We start from the raw sequence: 19022 nt of genomic DNA, 5'->3' as shown, positions 1-19022 counted from the left end.
GAACGGAGAGGGCTGGAGACTATGGAAGAGCCGCGTCGCCTAGGCGGCCGGTACGAGTTGGGCTCGGTGCTCGGCCGAGGTGGCATGGCCGAGGTGTACCTCGCGCATGACACCCGCCTAGGTCGCACGGTCGCCGTCAAGACCCTTCGTGTCGATCTGGCCCGCGACCCGTCGTTCCAGGCCCGGTTCCGTCGCGAGGCCCAGTCGGCCGCCTCGCTCAACCATCCGGCCATCGTCGCGGTCTACGACACCGGCGAGGACTACGTCGACCAGGTGTCCATCCCGTACATCGTGATGGAGTACGTCGACGGGTCAACGCTCCGCGAACTACTGCACTCCGGCCGGAAGCTGCTGCCCGAGCGCTCACTGGAGATGTGCGTCGGGATCCTGCAGGCCCTCGGCTACTCGCACGGCAACGGCATCGTGCACCGGGACATCAAGCCCGCGAACGTGATGCTGACCCGAGGTAGCCAGGTCAAGGTGATGGACTTCGGCATCGCTCGTGCCATGGGCGAGGCCGGGATGACCATGACCCAGACCTCGTCCGTGGTCGGCACCGCGCAGTACCTCTCACCGGAGCAGGCCAAGGGCGAGTCCGTCGACGCCCGTTCCGACCTCTACTCGACCGGCTGCCTGCTCTACGAACTCCTCACCGTGCGCCCGCCGTTCGTCGGTGACTCCCCGGTCGCCGTGGCCTACCAGCACGTACGCGAGGAGCCTCAACCGCCCAGCGCCTTCGACCCGGAGATCACTCCGGAGATGGACGCGATAGTCCTGCGCGCGCTGACGAAGGACCCGGACTACCGCTACCAGAGCGCCGACGAGATGCGCGCCGACATCGACGCCTGCCTCGACGGTCAGCCGGTCGCGGCCACCGCGGCGCTCGGCGCGGTCGGTTACGGCGGCCACCCGCCGGACCAGCCCACGGCCGCGTTGCGGGCCCAGGAGGGGCACACCTCGATGCTCCCGCCGGTGCGCAGCGAGGACGGCGGCTACTACGACGACCAGCCCGGGCAGCGCCCGCCGAAGAAGGGCCGTACCTCCACCATCCTGCTGGTGATCGCGCTCGTCCTGGTGCTGGTCGGCGCCGTCTTCATGGGCAAGGCACTCTTCGGGCAGGATCCGGACCAGGGCGACGTGTCCGTGCCCGCACTGGCCGGCAAGACCATGAAGGAGGCCCGGAACCTCGCCGAGGACGGCGGCTTCAAGATAGAGAAGGGCCAGCGGAAGTACTGCGACCAGGACAAGGGCACGATCTGCTCGTCCAACCCGGGCGAGGGGACGCGGATGGACCGCGGCGAGACGGTCAGTGTGACCCTCTCGAAGGGGCCAGCGCCGACGGAGGTCCCGGACGTCGAGGGCGACGAGTTCGACGACGCCGAGTCGGAGCTCGAGGAAGCCGGTTTCAAGGTCAAGCGGAACAACACCGAGTCCGAGGAGCCCGCGAACACGGTCATCAGCCAGGACCCGGCCGGCGGCGGCAAGGCCACGCCTGGCACGACCATCACGCTGAGCGTGGCCGTACAGGCCAAGACCTCCGTCCCCAGCGTCGTCGGCAAGAAGTTCGATGACGCCAAGGCGCAGTTGGAGAGCCGCGGCTTCACGGTGGCCAAGATCGAGAAGGAGGACCCGGAGACTCCGGCGGAACAGGTGATCGAGCAGAGCCCGGCAGCACGCTCGCAGGCCGCCGAGGGCAGTCAGGTCACCCTGACGGTCGCCAAGGCACCCGAGGACGAGCCGGCGACGGTGCCGGACGTCACCAACAAGCTGGTCGCGGACGCTCGTACCGAGTTGGAGGGAGCGGGCTTCACCGTGGAGGTGCAGGGAGCACCGGACGAGAACAACAGCACCGTGGTCGGCACCAACCCGACGGCCAACACCCAGGCGAAGAAGGGCGACACGGTCACGATCATCGCCCGGCCGGGGAAGCCCGGCGGCCCGCAGCCGCCACCGCCGGGAGACGAACCCCCGGATGACGGCGGCCTGCTGGCCGGAGCCGGAGGCTGAGCTTGTCCTTCGCTCTGCAACTCTCGGGGGGATGACCGTCTTCTCACGTCGGACGGTTTTGCCCACGTCGTAGCGGCTTGCCCGGGGTCTGTTGCTCGTGCCGGACGGTCGAGCAGCCTTCCGAGGGCAAGAAGCGGTGGCCCTCTACGACGCCAACCGGCGGATGGGCAGGCAGGTCGAGCATCCCGTCTCGCCGCAGGGGAAGGTCACCGCGATCCACACGCTCACTCGCTCCAGTGGCTTGAGAGCGACTGGGCGTTGAGGGTGTGAGGGTGGTCGGGTCCCAGCACGCGCGCCAGGTCGGCGGCCAACTCGGCGGACAGCCGCGCAGCCTCCGCGTGCTCCCCCGCCCGTCCCAGCGCATGGGCATGGTTGAGGCGGGTGATCAGGGCGTAGGGGTGGTCGGCGTCGAGCGCACGTGCTGCGTCCGCGATCAGGTCAGTCAGCAGCCGGGCTGCTTCCGCGTGCTCCCCCACCCGTCCCAACACATGGGCATGGAGTCGGCGCGTGTTCAGGGTGTGAGGGTGGTCGGGTCCCAGCGCGCGCGCCCGATCTGCGGCCAACTCCGCGAACAGCCGCGCAGCCTCCGCGTGCTCCCCCGCCTCGCCTACCTCACGAGCATGGTCGCTGCGAGTGATCAGGTGTTCTCGTGCTGATGCGCTGTGTTCAATGTATGGCGCGGTGGCCGTTGTGGCGCGGGTTTGGATGAGGGTGGTCACTGCGTGGAGCCATGGCGGGGTGTGAGGGAGGACGGTACGCGGGTCCCAGTGGAAGGTGAGCTGGGCGAGGAGTTGCGCCGGGGTAGGTCGGTGAACTCCACCCCCTTCCACACGGACAGAACCGACCACGTATTCAACACCTACCCGAGTACCGACCCTTGCCTTCTCAATCGACGACACGTACGGAACGGCCGCGGACGCGGCGGTGCGCGCGGCGCCGGGCTGGCTGGTCCAGGGATCGGCCAGCCCGGTCGCGTGTCCCGTCACCGCTGATGCCGCTGGACGTGGTTGCCACCTCGTAGCACCCCACCCCCGGTGTTCGGGTGGATGCCGGTGCCTCGGCCAGGACGTACGACCGTGGGTGTGGACGTGTCGTCAGCGGATCTCCTTCGGCGGGGTGCGGTCCCCGTCGACGGGCACCGTACGGACCAACTCGCCCCAGACGACGTACCGGTACTCGGAGGTGTAGACGGGCGTGCAGGTCGTCAGCGTGATGTAACGGCCGGCTTCGTCCTTGCCGGACTCCTCGGGTATCGGGTCCAACACGTCGACGTTGTACCGGGAGGTCTCCGGAAGGATGCCGTACACCTCGTAGACATACCAGGTGTTCTTGGACTCGAAGACGACCGGGTCGCCCTTGGTGATCTTGTCTATGTCGTGGAACTTCGCGCCGTGCCCGTCACGATGCGCGGCCACCGAGAAGTTCCCCGACTGGTCCCAGGGCAACGCGGACTTGACCGGCTTGGTGTAGTAGCCGGCGACCCCGTCGTTGAGCTTGTCGACGTTGGTCCCCTCGGTGACGAGTATGTCGTCCTCGGTCATGGACGGGACGTGCAGGAATCCGACGCCGTTCTTCATGTCCCGCTCCCCGGCCTCCCCCCGGGTGTCCTCCCGTGACCACCCGTCCCGCACCTTCTCGCCCTGCCGGTCGGCGGCACGGTTCGCGACGACGTTCGTCCACCACAGCGAGTAGACGACGAAGAGCGCGAGAACGACTCCGGCGGTGATCAGCAACTCGCCGAGCACGCTGATGACGGTGCCTATTCGGCCGCGCGAGCGGGGCCGACGCGGGGTACGACTCCCGGCCTCCGGGACGGCCGGAGGGCCCTCCGGGTCCTCGGTCTCCGCGGGGGCCCCGGTCTCCGCGAGGTCCTCCGAGCCCTGGATCTCCGCCTGCTCGGCGTCGGGCGGGCCCGCTCCCTCACCGCCGGTGGCGTCATCCTCGTCCGAGTCGGCGTCGCGCTCCTTCTCCTCGGTGGCGTCCTCGACATCCCGCGCATCTGGCGGGTCCGAGGCACCCGGCGGGTCCGGCGGGACGGCGTTCACCCCCACATCCACCGGAACATCCCGCTCCGCGCGCCGCTCGCTGTCCGTAAAACGCCCCTCGGCGTCCCGGGAGTTGTCCGCCACCGTCCCGCCGTCCCCCTTCCGGCATCAGTCCACGAGCCCGTCCGGCTTGCCCTCCGCGCGTGGACGTTCGTCCACCATTTTGCCCCAGACGATGAGACGGTACTTGGACGTGAACTCCGGAGTGCAGGTGGTCAACGTGACGTACCGTCCCGGCTTCTCGAAACCGGACTGCGGGGGCACCGGTTCGATCACGCTGGTGTTGGACGGCGAGGTCGACGGCAGCCGACTGGACACCTCGTAGGTGTAGTACGTGTCAGCGGTCTCCACGATGATCTTGTCGTCACCCACCAGCTTGTTGATGTAGCGGAACGGCTCGCCATGCGTGTTCCGGTGACCGGCCAGGGCGAAGTTCCCGCTCTCGTCCCATGGCATCGCGGTCTTCAGTCCGGAGGACTTGTCGTAGTGCCCCACCAGCCCCTTGTCGAGCACCTGCTCCTTGTCGACGCCTTGGGCGATCGGCACCTTCACGTCCAACGCGGGGATGTGCATGATCGCGAAGCCCTCACCCGGCGTGAAGTTGGCCGGCTTGCGCTCCGGGGTCTTGTCCCAACGGTCGGTCAGGTCGTTGGCGGCCTTACCCGCCTGCTGATCCGCCAGTACGTTCGTCCACCACAACTGGTACGCCACGAACAGCAGCATCAACACGCCCAGCGTGATGAACATCTCGCCGATGAAGCGGCTGAGCACGACCACCGGGCCGTCCTTGGCGGCCCGCGCGGCGCGGCGCGCCTCAAGGCGCGTGCCGGCGGCGCCCGTCGAGGAAACGGGCCGGCTCTGCCCCGGGCGATGCTGCCTGCGCGCGGCGGCTTTACGCCGTGCCGCCCGCCCCAACTCCGCGGCGTCCGGCCGGCGCAGGCCGACAGTACTGCGCTCCTCGTCCCCGTCCGGCTGCCGGGCCGCTCGCACGTCGGCCTCCGGGGCCGCCACCGTCACGTCCGCGGTGGACAAGGGCAGTGTCCAGTCCTGACCCTCCGCGGAGACCAGGCCGGTGCCGTGTGACCCCGAGGAAGCCGGAGCAGCGGCCGCGGTGGTGACCGGATACACCGCGTGAGTCGTCGCCGCGGGCTGCCAAGTGCCGTGCTGCGCAGCGGAGTCCGGCCGCTGACCGGAGGTCTGTCCTGGAGCCGGCTCACCGGTTCGCTGCCGTGGCCACTGGGCGGCCGGCTGCGCGGCAGCGCCCTGCGGGTCGGCACCGTGCGGGTCGGCACCGTGCGGGTCGGCACCGTGCGGGTCGCTCGGGTGCGTGCTTCCCTGCGACGTACGGAACCAGGGTGAGGTGTGTCCGGGGAATCCCTGCGTCTCCGGGACGTCGGCACCCTCCGGGACGGGCCCGGGAGCGGGCGCACGACGCCGGCCCCGGCCGGGCAGCGGGTCGGTCAGCGGATCGTTCAGCGCGTCCACCGCGGCCTCGTACGTCCCGGGTCGCCACCCGGTGGACGCGGGGCTCCGGTAGTCACCGGCGGGCTCCTCGGCACCGTATGTCGACCCGTACGGGTCAGCGCCGTACGGGTCGCCTCGGTGCTCCGCCGTGTGCCCGTCCGGATCGTGCCCCCGCGGCTGGGCCGCGTGCCGGCCCGAACCGGTGCCTCCGGCGGCATGCCGGGGCGCGTACGTCCCCGCACCAGCGTCAGCCCTCGCCCCGTACGGGTCCTCCCCGTACGGATCGGCCCCGTGCGGGTCACCGTACGGGCTGCCCTGGTCGTCACCGTACGCCGAGGGCCCGCGACTCACGTGCCGACGACCGGTGCGAGGCCCGCGGACCGGTCAACCGCCTTCTGGTCACCGCATTCCACCAGCCAGTTCGCCAGCATCCGGTGGCCCCATTCGGTGAGTACGGACTCGGGGTGGAACTGCACTCCCTCGACGGGAAGTTCGCGGTGCCGTAGACCCATCAGCACCCCGGAGTCAGTACGAGCCGTGACCCGCAGCGCGCTCGGCACGGTGTCCGGCCGCACGCCGAGGGAGTGATAGCGCGTCGCGGTGAACGGCGACGGCAGGCCAGCGAAGACGCCCGCACCCTCGTGGTGCATCGCTGAGGTCTTGCCGTGCAGCAGTTCGGGGGCTCTGCCGACCACCGCGCCGTACGCGACGGCGATCGACTGCATGCCCAGGCACACGCCGAACACCGGCACACCATCGGCGGCACATCGCCGCACCATGTCCACGCACACACCGGCCTGTTCCGGAGTCCCGGGGCCGGGGGAGAGCAGCACGCCCGCGTAGCCCTCCGCCGCCTGCTCGGTCCGCACCGCGTCGTTGCGCATGACCTCGCACTCAGCACCGAGTTGGTACAGGTACTGGACGAGGTTGAAGACGAAACTGTCGTAGTTGTCCACGACCAGGATTCGCACGCCCATCAGCCACCGCCCGCCCCTCCACCGTCATCGACGGTCACGTTGTTGAACGGCAACAGGGGCTCCGCCCACGGAAAGACATACTGGAAGAGCAGGAACACAGCGCCCATTATCAACAGCGCCGAGAGCAACGACCGCACGTACGTGTTGCCCGGCAGATGCCGCCAGATCCAGCCGTACATCCTCGGTTGCCGTCCCTTCCTCGAAACACCTCTGCGGCGCGTCCCCCAGACTAAGGGGTCCGCGCGGCACGGCGGAGCGGCGTCAGCGCGCGGGGTACCGCCGCTGACGCGCGTGTGTGCGGGGTTCGCGACCGAGTTCACAGCAGTGTTCGCGACCGTGTTCGCGGCGTGTCCACCGCAGTTGTCCACGCCGTGTCCGCGGCGGGTCCGCGGGGTCCGCTCGACGAGTCACTCGGCCGGGGTCGCGTGCTGCAGATCCACGGTGCCCTTGTAACCGGGAAGTGTCACCTCCTGGCGGGTGTCCACCTCCCAGCCCAGGCCGTACGCCTCCACGTACTGCAGGTAGCTCTGGATCGCCGGGGTGCTCTCCAACGCCTGCCGCAGCTCCTCCGTGTCCCCGACGGCGGTGACCTCGTACGGCGGGGAGTAGACCCGGCCCTGCAGGATCAGGGTGTTTCCCACGCACCGGACGGCGCTCGTGCTGATCAGGCGCTGGTCCATCACCCTGACGCCCTTGGCTCCCCCCTTCCACAGCGCGTTCACGACGGCCTGCAGGTCCTGTTGGTGGATGACCAGGTCGTTCGGCTCCGGGTCCGGGACTCCGGGGACAAGAGGAGTGGCGTCCGCGGGTGCGTCGGTGAGGGTGACGGTCAGCCCGGAGCCGGAGACCGCGCTGGTGCCGGCGGCACGCTTACGCTCCCGCAGCACGCGCCGTTCCTCCTCGGTGGACTCGCCGTCGCGTTCGGCGAGCGCGTCGACCTGTGCGCGGATGTCGGCGGCCGTGGCTTCGAGCGAGTGGTTCTTGTCGCTGCGGTCCCGGATAAGGTCGGACAACCGGAGGAGGGAGTCGTCGGTACGGATGTTCGTGCCGTCCGCGGTGCTGAAGCTGACCCAGAAGATGAGGCCGGCAAGTGCGAAGATACCGCCAGTGGCCAGCCGTGCGGGTCTGATGCGAAACTTGGACACCGTACCCTTGTCTCCTTCCGCCCCGGGTACGCACTACGCTATCGGACCACCGAAACCACGATTCACCCCACGCGGTGACGCAGCGCATCGACAGGAGAGCCCCCTCGTGCCGAAGTCACGCATCCGCAAGAAGGACGACTACACGCCCCCGCCCGCCAAGAAGACGGAGCTGGACCTGGGCGGCGGTGGTCGACGCTGGGTCGCGCCGCTGATGCTCGGGCTCTTCGGCATCGGGCTGGCGTGGATCGTGCTCTTCTACGTCACCAAGAGCGAGCTGCCGGTCGAGGCGTTCGGCAACTGGAACATCGTGGTGGGCTTCGGCTTCATCGCCGGCGGCTTCGTCGTCTCCACACAGTGGAAGTAGCACGCCCCTTCGAAGTTATCCACAGCCCGATCCACAGCCCTGGATAACTCACAAAATCTGTGGATAACTCAACGCCCGTTGACGCCAGTGCGATTCGTACGAACGCCGCGCGGCCCCTTCACCTGCCGTTCTTCCTGCACAAACGCAGTCCTCAGGGGGCTCGTGGCCGGCTTCGGGCTGTGTCGCACACTATCTCGATCACCCTGTGGACAACTGACGCGAGCCCTGCCTTCCCGTGCGGCGCTCCGTGTCCGGGCTGACGGATGTCCGAGGGTTTCCGTACGCGCAACGGCAGCGGTTCAGCCGGAGAGCATCAGCGTGCGTATGACGCACAGGGCCAGTATCAGGAGCACGGCACCGGCGCAGGCGGCAGACTGCACGAGCGTACGTCTGTCACGCGGTGCGTGCACCATCGCGGCCGCGATGGCGGCGCCGATGACGAGACCGCCGATGTGCGCTTCCCAGGCGATGTTCGACCAGGTGAACGTGAAGACGAGGTTGACGGCCAGCAGCACGAGGATCGGCCGCATGTCGTACTGCATCCGCCGCATCAGCACCGCAGTCGCGCCGAACAGTCCGAAGACCGCCCCGGAGGCGCCGAGCGACGGCTGTCCCGGGTCGGCGATCATGTATGTCAACGCACTACCGCCCAGCCCGGACAGGAGGAACAGCGCGAGGAACCGGATCCGCCCCAGGGCGGACTCCAGGGGTGGTCCGAGGAACCACAGACCCAGCATGTTCATCGCGATGTGCCAGATCTCCTGGTGCAGGAACACCGAGGTCAGCAGTCGATACCACTGGCCTTCGGCGACCCCCTCGGTCGGCTGGTAGAAGGAGTCGTGGGGCCACTGCCCGAGCATCACCAGATCCGCGGTGAGCTTGTCGCCGACAGCCTGCACGGCGACGAACAGGGCGAGATTGGCCGCGAGCAGGATCTTCGTGATCAGCCGGGGGTCGGCGGCGACACGCGCTCCCGCGAGCGTACGGGGCTGGTTCGCGTGTGGGGCATGGCCCGTGCCGGAGCCGGTCCGGACGCACTCCGGGCACTGGAAACCGACGGATGCCGTGATCATGCAGTCGGGGCAGATCGGCCGCTCACAGCGCGTGCAGCGGATGCCGGTCTCCCGGTCGGGATGCCGGTAGCACACTACCGCCGACTGGTGTTGATCCATGGGCTTCCCTTCGGTCTGACCTGCCAGACCACGTCTGCTGGCGACCCTCCGGAGGCACTGGTCCACGAACAGCGACCTCACGGCGTCACAACCTCGCTGCCCCGCGAACCCGCTACCCCACTCGGCGGAGTCGAGGAGCGGGAAAGCGTCCCCACTCTTCTACGGACGAGCGGGCGCCACAGTTCCCGTGTCCGGCCACGGGTTACCGCGGGCGGCGGACACGTCAGCCGGCCGACCTGACGGGCCGCTCCGGCAACCTCACCGATGCGCCGGCTCCCGCGCGACGGGCGGCGCCAGCACCCGCGGCAGGCCGTTCCACCTGCCAGCGAGGAGCACGAGCGGCGGAGTCCGTCCGGAAGCCGCCGCCCGACAGTCCCGCAGGCCGGGGCCCCGACTCGTCGGGGTCAGGCGTTTTCGATGGTCACCGTCTCAACCACAACATCGCTCAGCGGACGGTCGGTGCGCGGATTGGTCTCCATCGCGCCGATGGCGTCGACCACCTTCTTGCTCGCCTCGTCGGTGACCTCACCGAAGATGGTGTGCTTGCCGGTGAGCCAGGCCGTGGGCGCGACGGTGATGAAGAACTGCGAACCGTTCGTCCCCGGTCCCGCGTTGGCCATGGCCAACAGGTACGGCCGGTCGAAGACCAGGTCCGGGTGGATCTCGTCGGCGAACTCGTACCCCGGGCCGCCCGTGCCGTTACCCAACGGGTCACCGCCCTGGAGCATGAACCCGCTGATCACCCGGTGGAAGACGGTGCCGTCGTAGAGCCTGTCGCTCGACTTCTTCCCGGTCTCCGGGTGGGTCCACTCGCGGGACCCCTGGGCGAGTTCGACGAAGTTCTTGACCGTCTTCGGAGCGTGGTTCGGGAAGAGCTGGACCCGGATGTCGCCTTGGTTGGTCTTGAGGGTGGCGTAAAGCTGCTCGGCCACGGTCTACCTTTCCTCTGCGTGCAGTGCTCGACCGATACTCCCATGGACCAGTGGCCACCCGGCGCGCGCGTGACTCGGACGCCTGGGTACACCTGCCGGTGTTCGACCCGCCAGGCATGATCTGCAAAACGGGTGGAACGCGAGAGACTGTGTTTTCTCTGGAGATTCTCCGGAGCAGTCCGGGAGGATTCTCCGGAGGAGTCCCTTCGAATCACTGGACACATATCGAGGAGGAGGACCCGTGACCCGCATCGACAGCGCACGCGCGGCGGCCGACAGCGCCCGGGAGAGTGTGCGGCACGCCGCGGAGGCCGCGGCACCCTACGCGGAGAACGCCAAGGAGACCGCCACCCACTACGCGCACGAGGCCGGCGCCCGGCTGGGCCCCAGGGTGTCGGAGGCCGCGCGGCTGACCCGATGCTCCGCCCGCGAGGGATACGACAACCATGTCGCCCCCCGGCTGAGTAGGGCCTGGGACGCGCTGCCGCCGGAGGTCGACCAGACGGCGCACCGCGCGGCGCGCAGGACCCGACAGGCGGCGCGGGAGGCCACCGACTACGCCGCACCCCGGCTGGACGCGGCTCTGTCCGCGGCCGGTCCCGCCCGTGACGAGGCCCGTTCACGCAGTACCGCCGCCCTGGCTGCGCTGCGCGGCCGGGTGTCGGCGGACGAGGTCGAGCGGTTGGTGGCGCGTCGGCGCCGGTGCGACCGTGCGGGCCGCCTCGCGAAGCGGCTGGCCGTCGTCGGACTGCTCGCCGGTGGGGCGTACGCCGCCTGGCGCTGGTGGGACCGACAGGCCAACCCGGACTGGCTGGTCGAACCACCGCAGGCGACCGAGCTGGCTGACGGCCCCGGCCCCAGCCCCAGCCCGGGCACGGAGCACTCCCGGAGCGGCGAGGACCGTACGAGCGGCCCAGAGGGGACGAGCCGGGATGACGAATCCGACGCGGAACGTCCCGAGGGGCCACGCTGACTGGTTGCGGCGGCATGGTGGGTGACCAAGCCGTCACGGTGCCGCCGCCGGTGGACGTGATGCGCCCACGAGCGGCTCGTACCGTGCCGGCCACCAACGCACTGCCGGGTGGCGTGCAGTACTCCGTCAAGCTGGACGGCCTGCGCATCGTGGGCTTCGCGCTCGGCGCCGGCCGCGCGGTACTGCAGTCCCGCTCGGGCCGGGACCGCTCGGCGGACTTCCCGGCGGTCGCGGAAGCGATCGCGGAGCTGCCGGCCGGTGTGGTGCTGGACGGCGAGTTGTGCGCCTGGCGGAACGGCGCGCTGGCCTTCCGCGAGCTGCTACGTTCCCGGGCGGCTCGGGAACGGGACGGGGCCGCGCTGTCGTACGTCGCCTTCGACCAGTTGGCGGGGCCGGGCGAGGACGTCCGGGAGCGGCCGTTGAGCGAGCGCTGGGAGTTGCTGACCCGGACACTTCGCGGTGTACGACCGCCACTTCAGCTCGTGAAGGCGACCAACGTCCGTCCCGAGGCACTGCGGTGGGGACCGACGCTCGCTCCGCTGGGCGTGGAGGGCCTGGTGTGCCGCGGGCTGAACACCCGCTATCGGCCGTCCGACCCCCAGGCACGCTGGGTGAAGTTCCGGCACTCCGAGACGGTGGACGCCCAGCTTGTCGCCGTCGCCGGCCCGGCGGACCGGCCGCGCTGGGTACAGCTGGAACTACCGGACGGACAGCGGGTGATGTGTTCCCCGCAGCTGTCGCCCGTACAACGCAAGCAGGTCGGCGACGCTGTGGCCGGACACCTCGGCCCGGCCGAAATCCACCCGGAGCACGGCGAGTTCAGGCGGTTGAATCCACCGCTCCCGGCAGAGGGGGAGACCAGCACGGGGACGCACCGGCCGGTGCGGTTCGTGCGCGTACGGGAGGACGACTGACCAGGCGAGCGAGCATCACGGCCGGCCCGCCCGCCGTCCGAACAGCACGATGCCCGGGAGCGATCGAGAACTCCCGGGCATCGTCGGGGTGGAGCCTAGGAGAGTCGAACTCCTGACATCCGCCATGCAAAGACGGCGCTCTACCAACTGAGCTAAGGCCCCGCTGGCCCTAGCCTACCCGGTCCGTCGGCTGATTTCCGACCGGGTATCGCCGGGCCGCCATCACCCTCCGTAGGATGCACGACAAGTTCGCGCCAGCGAAGCGACACCCGCGAGTCCAGGGGAGAGACGTGATGGACGCAGCACAGCAGGAAGCCGCTGCCAAGGCGCAGGAACTGCAGAGCCAGTGGTACGGAGAGCCGCTCGGATCGCTCTTTCGCCGCCTGATAGACGACCTGGGGCTCAACCAGGCCCGTCTGGCCACGGTGTTGGGGCTCTCCGCGCCCATGCTCTCCCAGCTGATGAGCGGACAACGAGCCAAGATCGGGAACCCCGCGGTGGTGCAGCGGGTGCAAGCGTTGCAGGACCTCGCCGCGGACGTCGCCCGGGGCGAGGTGAGTGCTGGAGACGCTACGCAGCGTATGGACGAGATTCGAAGGACCGCCGCGGGAAGTGTGCTCAACAACACAGCCCAGCACACCGCCGCAGGCACCACGCAGACGCCCGTGAAGCGGGTCGTGCGGGAGATCCAGGCGCTGCTGCGGTCCGTTTCCGACGCCTCGGAGATCCTGGACGCCTCCGCCACCCTGGCGGGCACACATCCCGAACTGGCGGAGTTCCTACGGGTGTACGGCGCGGGACGGACCTCGGACGCGGTGAAGCACTACGAGGAGCACCAGAACTGACGGGGGTGGGACCGCTGACGCCTCAAGCCCGTGCGGCCGCGTACGTACGGGCGGTCCCGGCGCACGGACAGGTCACCGGAACGCCCGCTCCTCGCCAACCCGGTGAACTCCCCCGGTGAACGAGCGCCGTACACAACCAAGATGAGGCCCCGACCGCGCGACGCGATCGGGGCCTACGGGAATCTGCGGGGCTCACACACCCGAACCTGCGGGCACGGAGTCGGTCGCCTCCGTCCACAGATCCTGCTCGGCGCGATCCGCCTGGATCTGGCGGTACACGAGGAGCCCGCCGACGGCGGCCAGTGCGACCAGGAGTAGCTTCTTCACCGCGCTACCTCGTCATTCATAGACGTTGGGACCTTCTGGAGAGCGATGATACCCAAAGGTCGGCACACACAAAGCGATCGGCCCGAGTGGCGGTCGAGCGCCGGGACGGAGTCACCTGGCGCGACCACGAGACGACCCCCGGCGAACAACCGGCCGGGGGTCGTACTGGTGGGGCTAACAGGACTTGAACCTGTGGCCTCATCCTTATCAGGGATGCGCTCTAACCATCTGAGCTATAGCCCCGCGCGCTGCACCGAAAGATTAGCGCACTCCGGTCCCCGTCCCAAAATCGGTTACCCGGACTCCGGTGCGGGATCCCCGCGGGACTCCGCGGGGATCCCGGAAGTGCTTCACTCGTCCTCGGCCAGCGTGACCTCCACACCGCCCACGAAGCCCGCCGAGAGGTTGTAGATGAACGCGCCCAGCGTGGCCAGCGCGGTGGCCAGGACCACGTCGATCACCGCGACGATCGCGGTGAACAGCAGCACCCTGGGCAGCGACAGGAACGCCTGCAGGTCGAATCCGCCGCCGTCGTCCGAGGACGTCGCCTCACTGATGGTCTCGCCGAGCGTCGAGAAGACACCCATGCCGTCCATCACCATCCACAGCACCGCGACCGCCACGATCGTGCACAGCCCCAGCGCGATGGACAGCAGGAAACCGACCTTCATCACCGACCACGGGTCGACCTTCGCGACCCGGAGCCGGGCCCGACGAGTCTGCGGGATCGTACGAGCCCCGGTGCGGGAGCGTCGCTGGGACTCGCTCGTTCCCTGCCCCTCACCGGCCTCCGCCTGCTGCCGCGGTGAGACGTACGCCCGCGGAGGCTGCTGTGGCGGCGGGCCACCGGCAGCCGCCGACGCGGCCTGCGGCTGGGGCTGCTGCATCCCGGGCTGCGGCTGGGCCTGAGCCTGCTGTGCGTGTGGCTGCGCCTGGGTGTGTGGCTGCGCCTGGGTGTGCGGCTGAGGTTGGGGCTGCGGCTGCTGCACCCCAGGTTGCGGCTGTGCCTGCGGCTGGGGCTGGGCACCACTCACGCCTTACTCCTCGTCGCTCGACGTGGCCGAAGACTCGGACCCGGATTCCGGCTCCGCACCCGGTTCGCTCTCGGGTGCTTCCCCGGCCGCGTCCACGACGGCCTCGACTTCCTCGGCTTCACGACCGGCCTCGGCATTGCGGGCCACACCGACCACGGCGTCTCGCTTACCCAGGTTGATCAGTTGGACGCCCATCGTGTCACGGCCCGTCTCCCGAACGCCCGTGACCCGCGTCCGGATCACTCCACCGCTGAGCGTGATGGCGAGGATTTCATCGGTTTCCTCCACCACCAGGGCGCCGACCAGCTCACCGCGATCCTCCACGATCTTGGCTGCCTTGATCCCCAGACCGCCACGTCCCTGGACGCGGTAGTCGTCCACCGGAGTACGTTTCGCGTAACCGCCGTCGGTCGCGGTGAAGACGAACGTACCCGCTCGGACGACGTTCATCGAGAGGAGTTCGTCGCCTTCCCGGAAACTCATCCCCTTGACGCCGGACGTCGCCCGACCCATGGGCCGCAACGCGTCATCCGTCGCGGTGAAGCGGATGGACTGGGCATGCTTGCTGACCAGCAGCAGATCGTCCTCGGAGGAGACCAGTTCGGCCCCGATCAACTCGTCGTCGCGACCGTCCTCCATCTCCCGCAGGTTGATCGCGATGACACCACCGGAGCGGGGCGAGTCGTAGTCCTTCAGCGGCGTCTTCTTGACCAGACCGGACTTGGTGGCGAGCACCAGGTACGGCACCGCCTCGTAGTCCCGGATGGCGAGGATCTCGGCGATCTGCTCATCCGGCTGGAAGGCCAGCAGGTTGGCGACGTGCTGGCCCCTGGCCTCCCGTCCGGCGTCCGGCAGTTCGTACGCCTTGGCCCGGTAGACCCGACCCTTGTTGGTGAAGAACAGCAGCCAGTGATGGGTGGTGGAGACGAAGAAGTGGTCGACGATGTCGTCCTCCTTCAGCTTCGTGCCCCGCACCCCCTTCCCGCCGCGCTTCTGGGCCCGGTAGTCGACCGTCTTGGTGCGCTTCACATAGCCGCCACGGGTGATGGTGACGACGATGTCCTCCTCCGCGATCAGGTCCTCGACGGACATGTCGCCTTCGAAGGGCACCAGTTTGGAGCGCCGGTCGTCGCCGTACTTCTCGACGATCGCGGTCAACTCCTCGCCCACGATCTCCCGCTGCCGCTCCGGCGAAGCGAGGATGGCGTTGTACTCGTCGATCTTCCCCTGAAGCTCGTCGTGCTCGGCGGTGATCTTCTGCCGCTCCAGCGCGGCCAGCCGGCGCAGCTGCATCTCGAGGATGGCGTTCGCCTGGATCTCGTCGATCCGCAGCAGCCCCATCAGACCCTCGCGGGCCTCCTCGACGGTCTGGCTGCGCCGGATCAGGGCGATGACCTCGTCGATCGCGTCCAGCGCCTTCAGCAGTCCACGCAGGATGTGCGCGCGCTCCTCGGCCTTGCGCAGGCGGTACTGGGTGCGGCGTACGATCACGTCGATCTGGTGCTTCACCCAGTGCCGGATGAACGCGTCCAGCGAGAGGGTGCGTGGCACGCCCTCGACCAGGGCCAGCATGTTCGCGCCGAAGTTGGTCTGTAGGTCGGTGTGCTTGTAGAGGTTGTTCAGCACCACCTTCGCGACCGCGTCCCGCTTGAGGACGATCACCAGCCGCCGTCCGGTGAGCGAGGAGCTCTCGTCGCGTACGTCCGCGATGCCGCCGACCCGTCCCTCCTTCACCAGATCGGCGATCTTCAGGGCGAGGTTGTCCGGGTTGACCTGGTACGGCAGCTCCGTGACGACCAGGCACTGCCGCCCCTGGATCTCCTCGACCTCCACGACCGAGCGCATCGTGATCGAACCGCGCCCGGTGCGATACGCCTCTTCGATGCCGTGCCGGCCGACCACCAACGCACCGGAGGGAAAGTCCGGCCCCTTGATCCGCTCGATCAGCGCCTCGAGCAGTTCCTCGTTGCTGGCCTCCGGGTGGTCCAGGTGCCACTTGGCGCCGGCGGCCACCTCGCGGAGGTTGTGCGGCGGGATGTTGGTGGCCATCCCCACCGCGATGCCCGCCGAACCGTTGATCAACAGGTTGGGGATCCGTGAGGGCAGCACGGTCGGCTCGAGGTTCCGGCCGTCGTAGTTGTCCTGGAGGTCGACCGTCTCCTCGTCGATCTCCCGCAGCATCTCCATGGCCAGCGGCGCCATCCGGCACTCGGTGTACCGCATCGCCGCGGCCGGGTCGTTGCCTGGCGAACCGAAGTTGCCGTTCGAGTCCACCAGTGGCATACGCATCGACCAGGTCTGCGCGAGGCGTACCAGGGCGTCGTAGATGGAGGTGTCACCGTGTGGGTGATAGGTACCCATCACGTCGCCGACGACCCGGGCACACTTGTAGTAGCCCTTCTCCGGCCGATACCCGCCGTCGTACATCGCGTACAACACCCGGCGGTGCACGGGCTTCAGACCGTCCCGGATGTCGGGCAGCGCGCGCGAGACGATCACGCTCATCGCGTAGTCGAGATACGAGCGCTGCATCTCCGTCTCGAGGCTGACCGGCTCCACTCGGAGACCGGCCTGCGCGGCGAGCGGACTGAGGTCCCCGGGAGCGGACTCGAGGGGGCTGTCAGGGCTGTTGTCGTCGGCCATCGCTGGTCAAAGTCCTTGTCTGTGCTGCGTCTGTGCTGCGGGCGGGCCGACTCAGATGTCGAGGAAGCGGACGTCCTTGGCGTTGCGCTGAATGAACGAGCGCCGCGCGTCCACGTCCTCCCCCATCAGAATCGAGAACAGGTCGTCGGCGGCTGCCGCGTCGTCCAGCGTCACCTGGCGCAGCACCCGGTGGTCCTGGTCCATGGTGGTGACGCGGAGTTCCTCGGCGTTCATCTCGCCCAGGCCCTTGAAGCGTTGGATCGCGTCGTCCTTGATGCGCTTGCCCTGCTCCCGGCCGAGCCGGACGAGGCTCTCGCGTTCCCGCTCGGAGTACGCGTACTGGTACTCGTCTCGGCTCCACTTGATCTTGTACAGCGGCGGCTGGGAGAGGAACACGTGACCCGCCTCCACCAGCGGACGCATGAACCGGAAGAGCAGGGTCAACAGCAGCGTGTTGATGTGCTGGCCGTCGACGTCGGCGTCCGCCATCAGGATGATCTTGTGATAGCGGAGCTTCTCGATGTCGAAGTCCTCATGGATGCCCGTGCCGAACGCCGAGATCAGCGCCTGCACTTCGGCGTTCTGCAACACCCGGTCGACGCGGGCCTTCTCGACGTTGAGGATCTTGCCGCGGATCGGGAGGATCGCCTGGTACTGCGGGTTCCGGCCGGACTTCGCCGAACCGCCCGCCGAGTCGCCCTCGACGATGAAGATCTCGCACTTCGCCGGGTCGTTGGACTGGCAGTCGGAGAGCTTCCCGGGCAGCGAGGCCGTCTCCAGCAGGCCCTTCCGACGGGTCAGGTCCCGTGCCTTACGAGCGGCCACCCGCGCCGTGGCGGCCTGGATGCCCTTACGGATGATGTCCGCGGCCTCGTTGGGATGGCTGTCCAGCCAGTCCGAGAAGTACTCGTGCACGATCCGCTGGACGAAGGTCTTCGCCTCGGTGTTCCCCAGCTTCGTCTTCGTCTGGCCCTCGAACTGCGGCTCGCCCAGCTTCACCGAGATGATCGCCGTCAGGCCCTCCCGGATGTCCTCACCGGTGAGGTTGTCGTCCTTCTCGCGCAGCAGCTTGCGCTCGCGGGCGTAACGGTTGATCAGGCCCGTCATCGCGGCCCGGAACCCCTCCTCGTGGGTCCCGCCCTCGTGGGTGTGGATCGTGTTCGCGAAGGAGTACACACCCTCGCTGTACTGGTTGTTCCACTGCATCGCGATCTCGAGGGAGAGCATCCGCTCGGTGTCCTCGGCCTCGAAGTCGATCACCGTGGGATGGACCAGCTCGCCCTTGCGGGAGTTGAGGTGCCGGACGAAGTCCGAGATGCCGCCCTCGTAGTGATAGCGGACCGAGTTCTGGTTGCCGTCCTCGTCGACGTGCTCCGCGCGCTCGTCCGTGAGCGAGATGGTCAGGCCCTTGTTCAGGAAGGCCATCTCCTGGAACCGGCGGGCCAGTGTCTCGAACGAGTAGTCCGTCGTCTCGAAGACGTCCCCGTCGGCCCAGAAGGTCACCGTCGTGCCGGACTCGTCCGTCGCCTCGTTCCGCTTCAGCGGCGCCGTGGGCGCACCCAGCTTGTAGTCCTGTGTCCAGCGGTAACCACCCCGCTTGACCTCCACCGCCACCTTCTGCGACAGCGCGTTCACCACCGACACGCCCACGCCGTGCAGGCCGCCGGAGACCGCGTAGCCGCCCCCGCCGAACTTGCCGCCCGCGTGCAGCACCGTCATCACGACCTCGACCGCGGGCTTCTGTTCCGAGGCGACGATGTCCACCGGAATCCCACGTCCGTTGTCCACCACGCGCACTCCGCCGTCGCCGAGCAGCGTGACGTCGATGGTGTCGGCATGACCGGCGAGCGCCTCGTCGACCGAGTTGTCCACCACCTCGCTCACCAGGTGGTGCAGCCCGCGTTCCCCCGTCGAGCCGATGTACATCCCAGGGCGCTTACGAACCGCGTCCAGACCCTCGAGGACGGTGATGTCGCTGGCGTCGTACGAGGGTGGTGCCTCCGGCACCGGGCCGTTGCCCTGCTCGACGGACGACGGCGACAGCGCGGCTTCGCCGTGGCCTTCCTCCACCACGGCGCCCTCGGGACCGCTATCGGACGTATTGCTCTGGTTTGAGTTGCCGGAATCGGCCACGAAGCGCCCTTTCTGGCACAGCACATGCCCTCCCCGGGACATCCCGC

General features: G+C 68.7%; 18 protein-coding genes and 2 tRNA genes. 6 read left to right on the top strand and 14 right to left on the bottom strand.

Going from position 1 to position 19022, the window contains the following annotated elements:
- The first annotated feature begins 21 nt into the window (after window positions 1-21).
- Window positions 22-2007 (top strand): Stk1 family PASTA domain-containing Ser/Thr kinase, encoded by a 1986-nt coding sequence (gene pknB / locus AN216_RS22370; protein WP_070198506.1) that lies wholly within the window; start codon window positions 22-24, stop codon window positions 2005-2007.
- 163 nt (window positions 2008-2170) lie between these two features.
- The gene (locus AN216_RS31145; protein WP_244502597.1) at window positions 2171-2269 is read left to right on the top strand and encodes a hypothetical protein; all 99 of its coding nucleotides are present in this window, start codon (window positions 2171-2173) and stop codon (window positions 2267-2269) included.
- On the opposite strand, the gene AN216_RS29430 is transcribed toward AN216_RS31145, so the two are convergent.
- The 6 genes from AN216_RS29430 to AN216_RS22335 form a co-directional block, all read right to left on the bottom strand.
- A complete protein-coding gene (locus tag AN216_RS29430) occupies window positions 2232-2726 on the bottom strand; it encodes a tetratricopeptide repeat protein (protein WP_170843192.1) in 495 nt (164 codons plus the stop codon). The two genes, AN216_RS31145 and AN216_RS29430, sit on opposite strands and share 38 nt — an antisense overlap.
- Window positions 2727-3101: 375 nt before the next feature.
- The gene (locus AN216_RS22355) at window positions 3102-3893 is read right to left on the bottom strand and encodes a class E sortase (protein ID WP_070198550.1); all 792 of its coding nucleotides are present in this window, start codon (window positions 3891-3893) and stop codon (window positions 3102-3104) included.
- Between the two features lie 267 nt (window positions 3894-4160).
- A complete protein-coding gene (locus tag AN216_RS29820) occupies window positions 4161-5867 on the bottom strand; it encodes a class E sortase (protein WP_079166855.1) in 1707 nt (568 codons plus the stop codon).
- Entirely contained in the window at window positions 5864-6493 is a 630-nt protein-coding gene (locus tag AN216_RS22345; RefSeq protein WP_070198503.1) for an aminodeoxychorismate/anthranilate synthase component II, read from the bottom strand. Before AN216_RS22345 ends, AN216_RS29820 begins: the two co-directional genes overlap by 4 nt.
- On the bottom strand, window positions 6493-6672 hold the full coding sequence (locus AN216_RS22340; RefSeq protein ID WP_070198502.1) for a hypothetical protein: 180 nt from the start codon (window positions 6670-6672) through the stop codon (window positions 6493-6495). The genes AN216_RS22345 and AN216_RS22340 overlap by 1 nt, the downstream gene beginning before the upstream one ends.
- A 228-nt stretch (window positions 6673-6900) precedes the next feature.
- Window positions 6901-7638 carry a DUF881 domain-containing protein gene (locus AN216_RS22335; RefSeq protein ID WP_070198501.1) on the bottom strand — a complete coding sequence of 246 codons (738 nt, stop codon included), beginning with the start codon at window positions 7636-7638 and terminating at the stop codon, window positions 6901-6903.
- A 106-nt stretch (window positions 7639-7744) separates the two neighbouring features.
- Between AN216_RS22335 and crgA the strand changes: the two genes are divergently transcribed.
- Window positions 7745-8002: a cell division protein CrgA gene (crgA, locus tag AN216_RS22330; RefSeq protein WP_070198500.1), complete on the top strand. Its 258-nt coding sequence runs from the start codon at window positions 7745-7747 to the stop codon at window positions 8000-8002.
- 299 nt (window positions 8003-8301) lie between these two features.
- On the opposite strand, the gene AN216_RS22325 is transcribed toward crgA, so the two are convergent.
- Window positions 8302-9174 carry a rhomboid family intramembrane serine protease gene (locus AN216_RS22325; protein ID WP_070198499.1) on the bottom strand — a complete coding sequence of 291 codons (873 nt, stop codon included), beginning with the start codon at window positions 9172-9174 and terminating at the stop codon, window positions 8302-8304.
- Between the two features lie 404 nt (window positions 9175-9578).
- On the bottom strand, window positions 9579-10106 hold the full coding sequence (locus AN216_RS22320) for a peptidylprolyl isomerase (protein WP_070198498.1): 528 nt from the start codon (window positions 10104-10106) through the stop codon (window positions 9579-9581).
- 241 nt (window positions 10107-10347) lie between these two features.
- Between AN216_RS22320 and AN216_RS22315 the strand changes: the two genes are divergently transcribed.
- Together AN216_RS22315 and AN216_RS22310 are read left to right on the top strand one after the other, a co-directional pair.
- Window positions 10348-11079 carry a DUF5324 family protein gene (locus AN216_RS22315; RefSeq protein WP_070198497.1) on the top strand — a complete coding sequence of 244 codons (732 nt, stop codon included), beginning with the start codon at window positions 10348-10350 and terminating at the stop codon, window positions 11077-11079.
- Between the two features lie 14 nt (window positions 11080-11093).
- Window positions 11094-11993, top strand: coding sequence for an ATP-dependent DNA ligase (locus AN216_RS22310; protein WP_070198496.1), 900 nt, complete (start codon window positions 11094-11096; stop codon window positions 11991-11993).
- Window positions 11994-12082: 89 nt separating this feature from the next.
- Here the strand turns inward: AN216_RS22310 and AN216_RS22305 are convergent.
- Window positions 12083-12155: transfer RNA gene (locus tag AN216_RS22305), tRNA-Ala, on the bottom strand.
- A gap of 131 nt (window positions 12156-12286) precedes the next feature.
- Here AN216_RS22305 and AN216_RS22300 point away from each other — a divergent pair.
- On the top strand, window positions 12287-12838 hold the full coding sequence (locus AN216_RS22300; protein WP_070198495.1) for a helix-turn-helix domain-containing protein: 552 nt from the start codon (window positions 12287-12289) through the stop codon (window positions 12836-12838).
- A 192-nt stretch (window positions 12839-13030) separates the two neighbouring features.
- On the opposite strand, the gene AN216_RS29815 is transcribed toward AN216_RS22300, so the two are convergent.
- The 5 genes from AN216_RS29815 to gyrB form a co-directional block, all read right to left on the bottom strand.
- Window positions 13031-13165, bottom strand: a complete 135-nt coding sequence (locus AN216_RS29815; protein ID WP_212732741.1) for a DLW-39 family protein — start codon at window positions 13163-13165, stop codon at window positions 13031-13033.
- Between the two features lie 166 nt (window positions 13166-13331).
- Window positions 13332-13408, bottom strand: a tRNA-Ile gene (locus AN216_RS22295).
- 107 nt (window positions 13409-13515) lie between these two features.
- A complete protein-coding gene (locus AN216_RS22290) occupies window positions 13516-14199 on the bottom strand; it encodes a DUF3566 domain-containing protein (protein ID WP_170843191.1) in 684 nt (227 codons plus the stop codon).
- A 3-nt stretch (window positions 14200-14202) separates the two neighbouring features.
- A complete protein-coding gene (gene gyrA, locus AN216_RS22285; RefSeq protein WP_070198493.1) occupies window positions 14203-16842 on the bottom strand; it encodes a DNA gyrase subunit A in 2640 nt (879 codons plus the stop codon).
- Between the two features lie 51 nt (window positions 16843-16893).
- Window positions 16894-18999, bottom strand: coding sequence for a DNA topoisomerase (ATP-hydrolyzing) subunit B (gene gyrB, locus AN216_RS22280; RefSeq protein WP_070198492.1), 2106 nt, complete (start codon window positions 18997-18999; stop codon window positions 16894-16896).
- Between the last annotated feature and the right edge of the window lie 23 nt (window positions 19000-19022).

The sequence above is a fragment of the Streptomyces oceani genome (genome assembly GCF_001751245.1).
Lineage (GTDB): Bacteria > Actinomycetota > Actinomycetes > Streptomycetales > Streptomycetaceae > Streptomyces > Streptomyces oceani.
The sequence above is the reverse complement of the archived record's forward strand: the minus strand, read 5'-3'. Positions and strand labels throughout refer to the sequence as shown.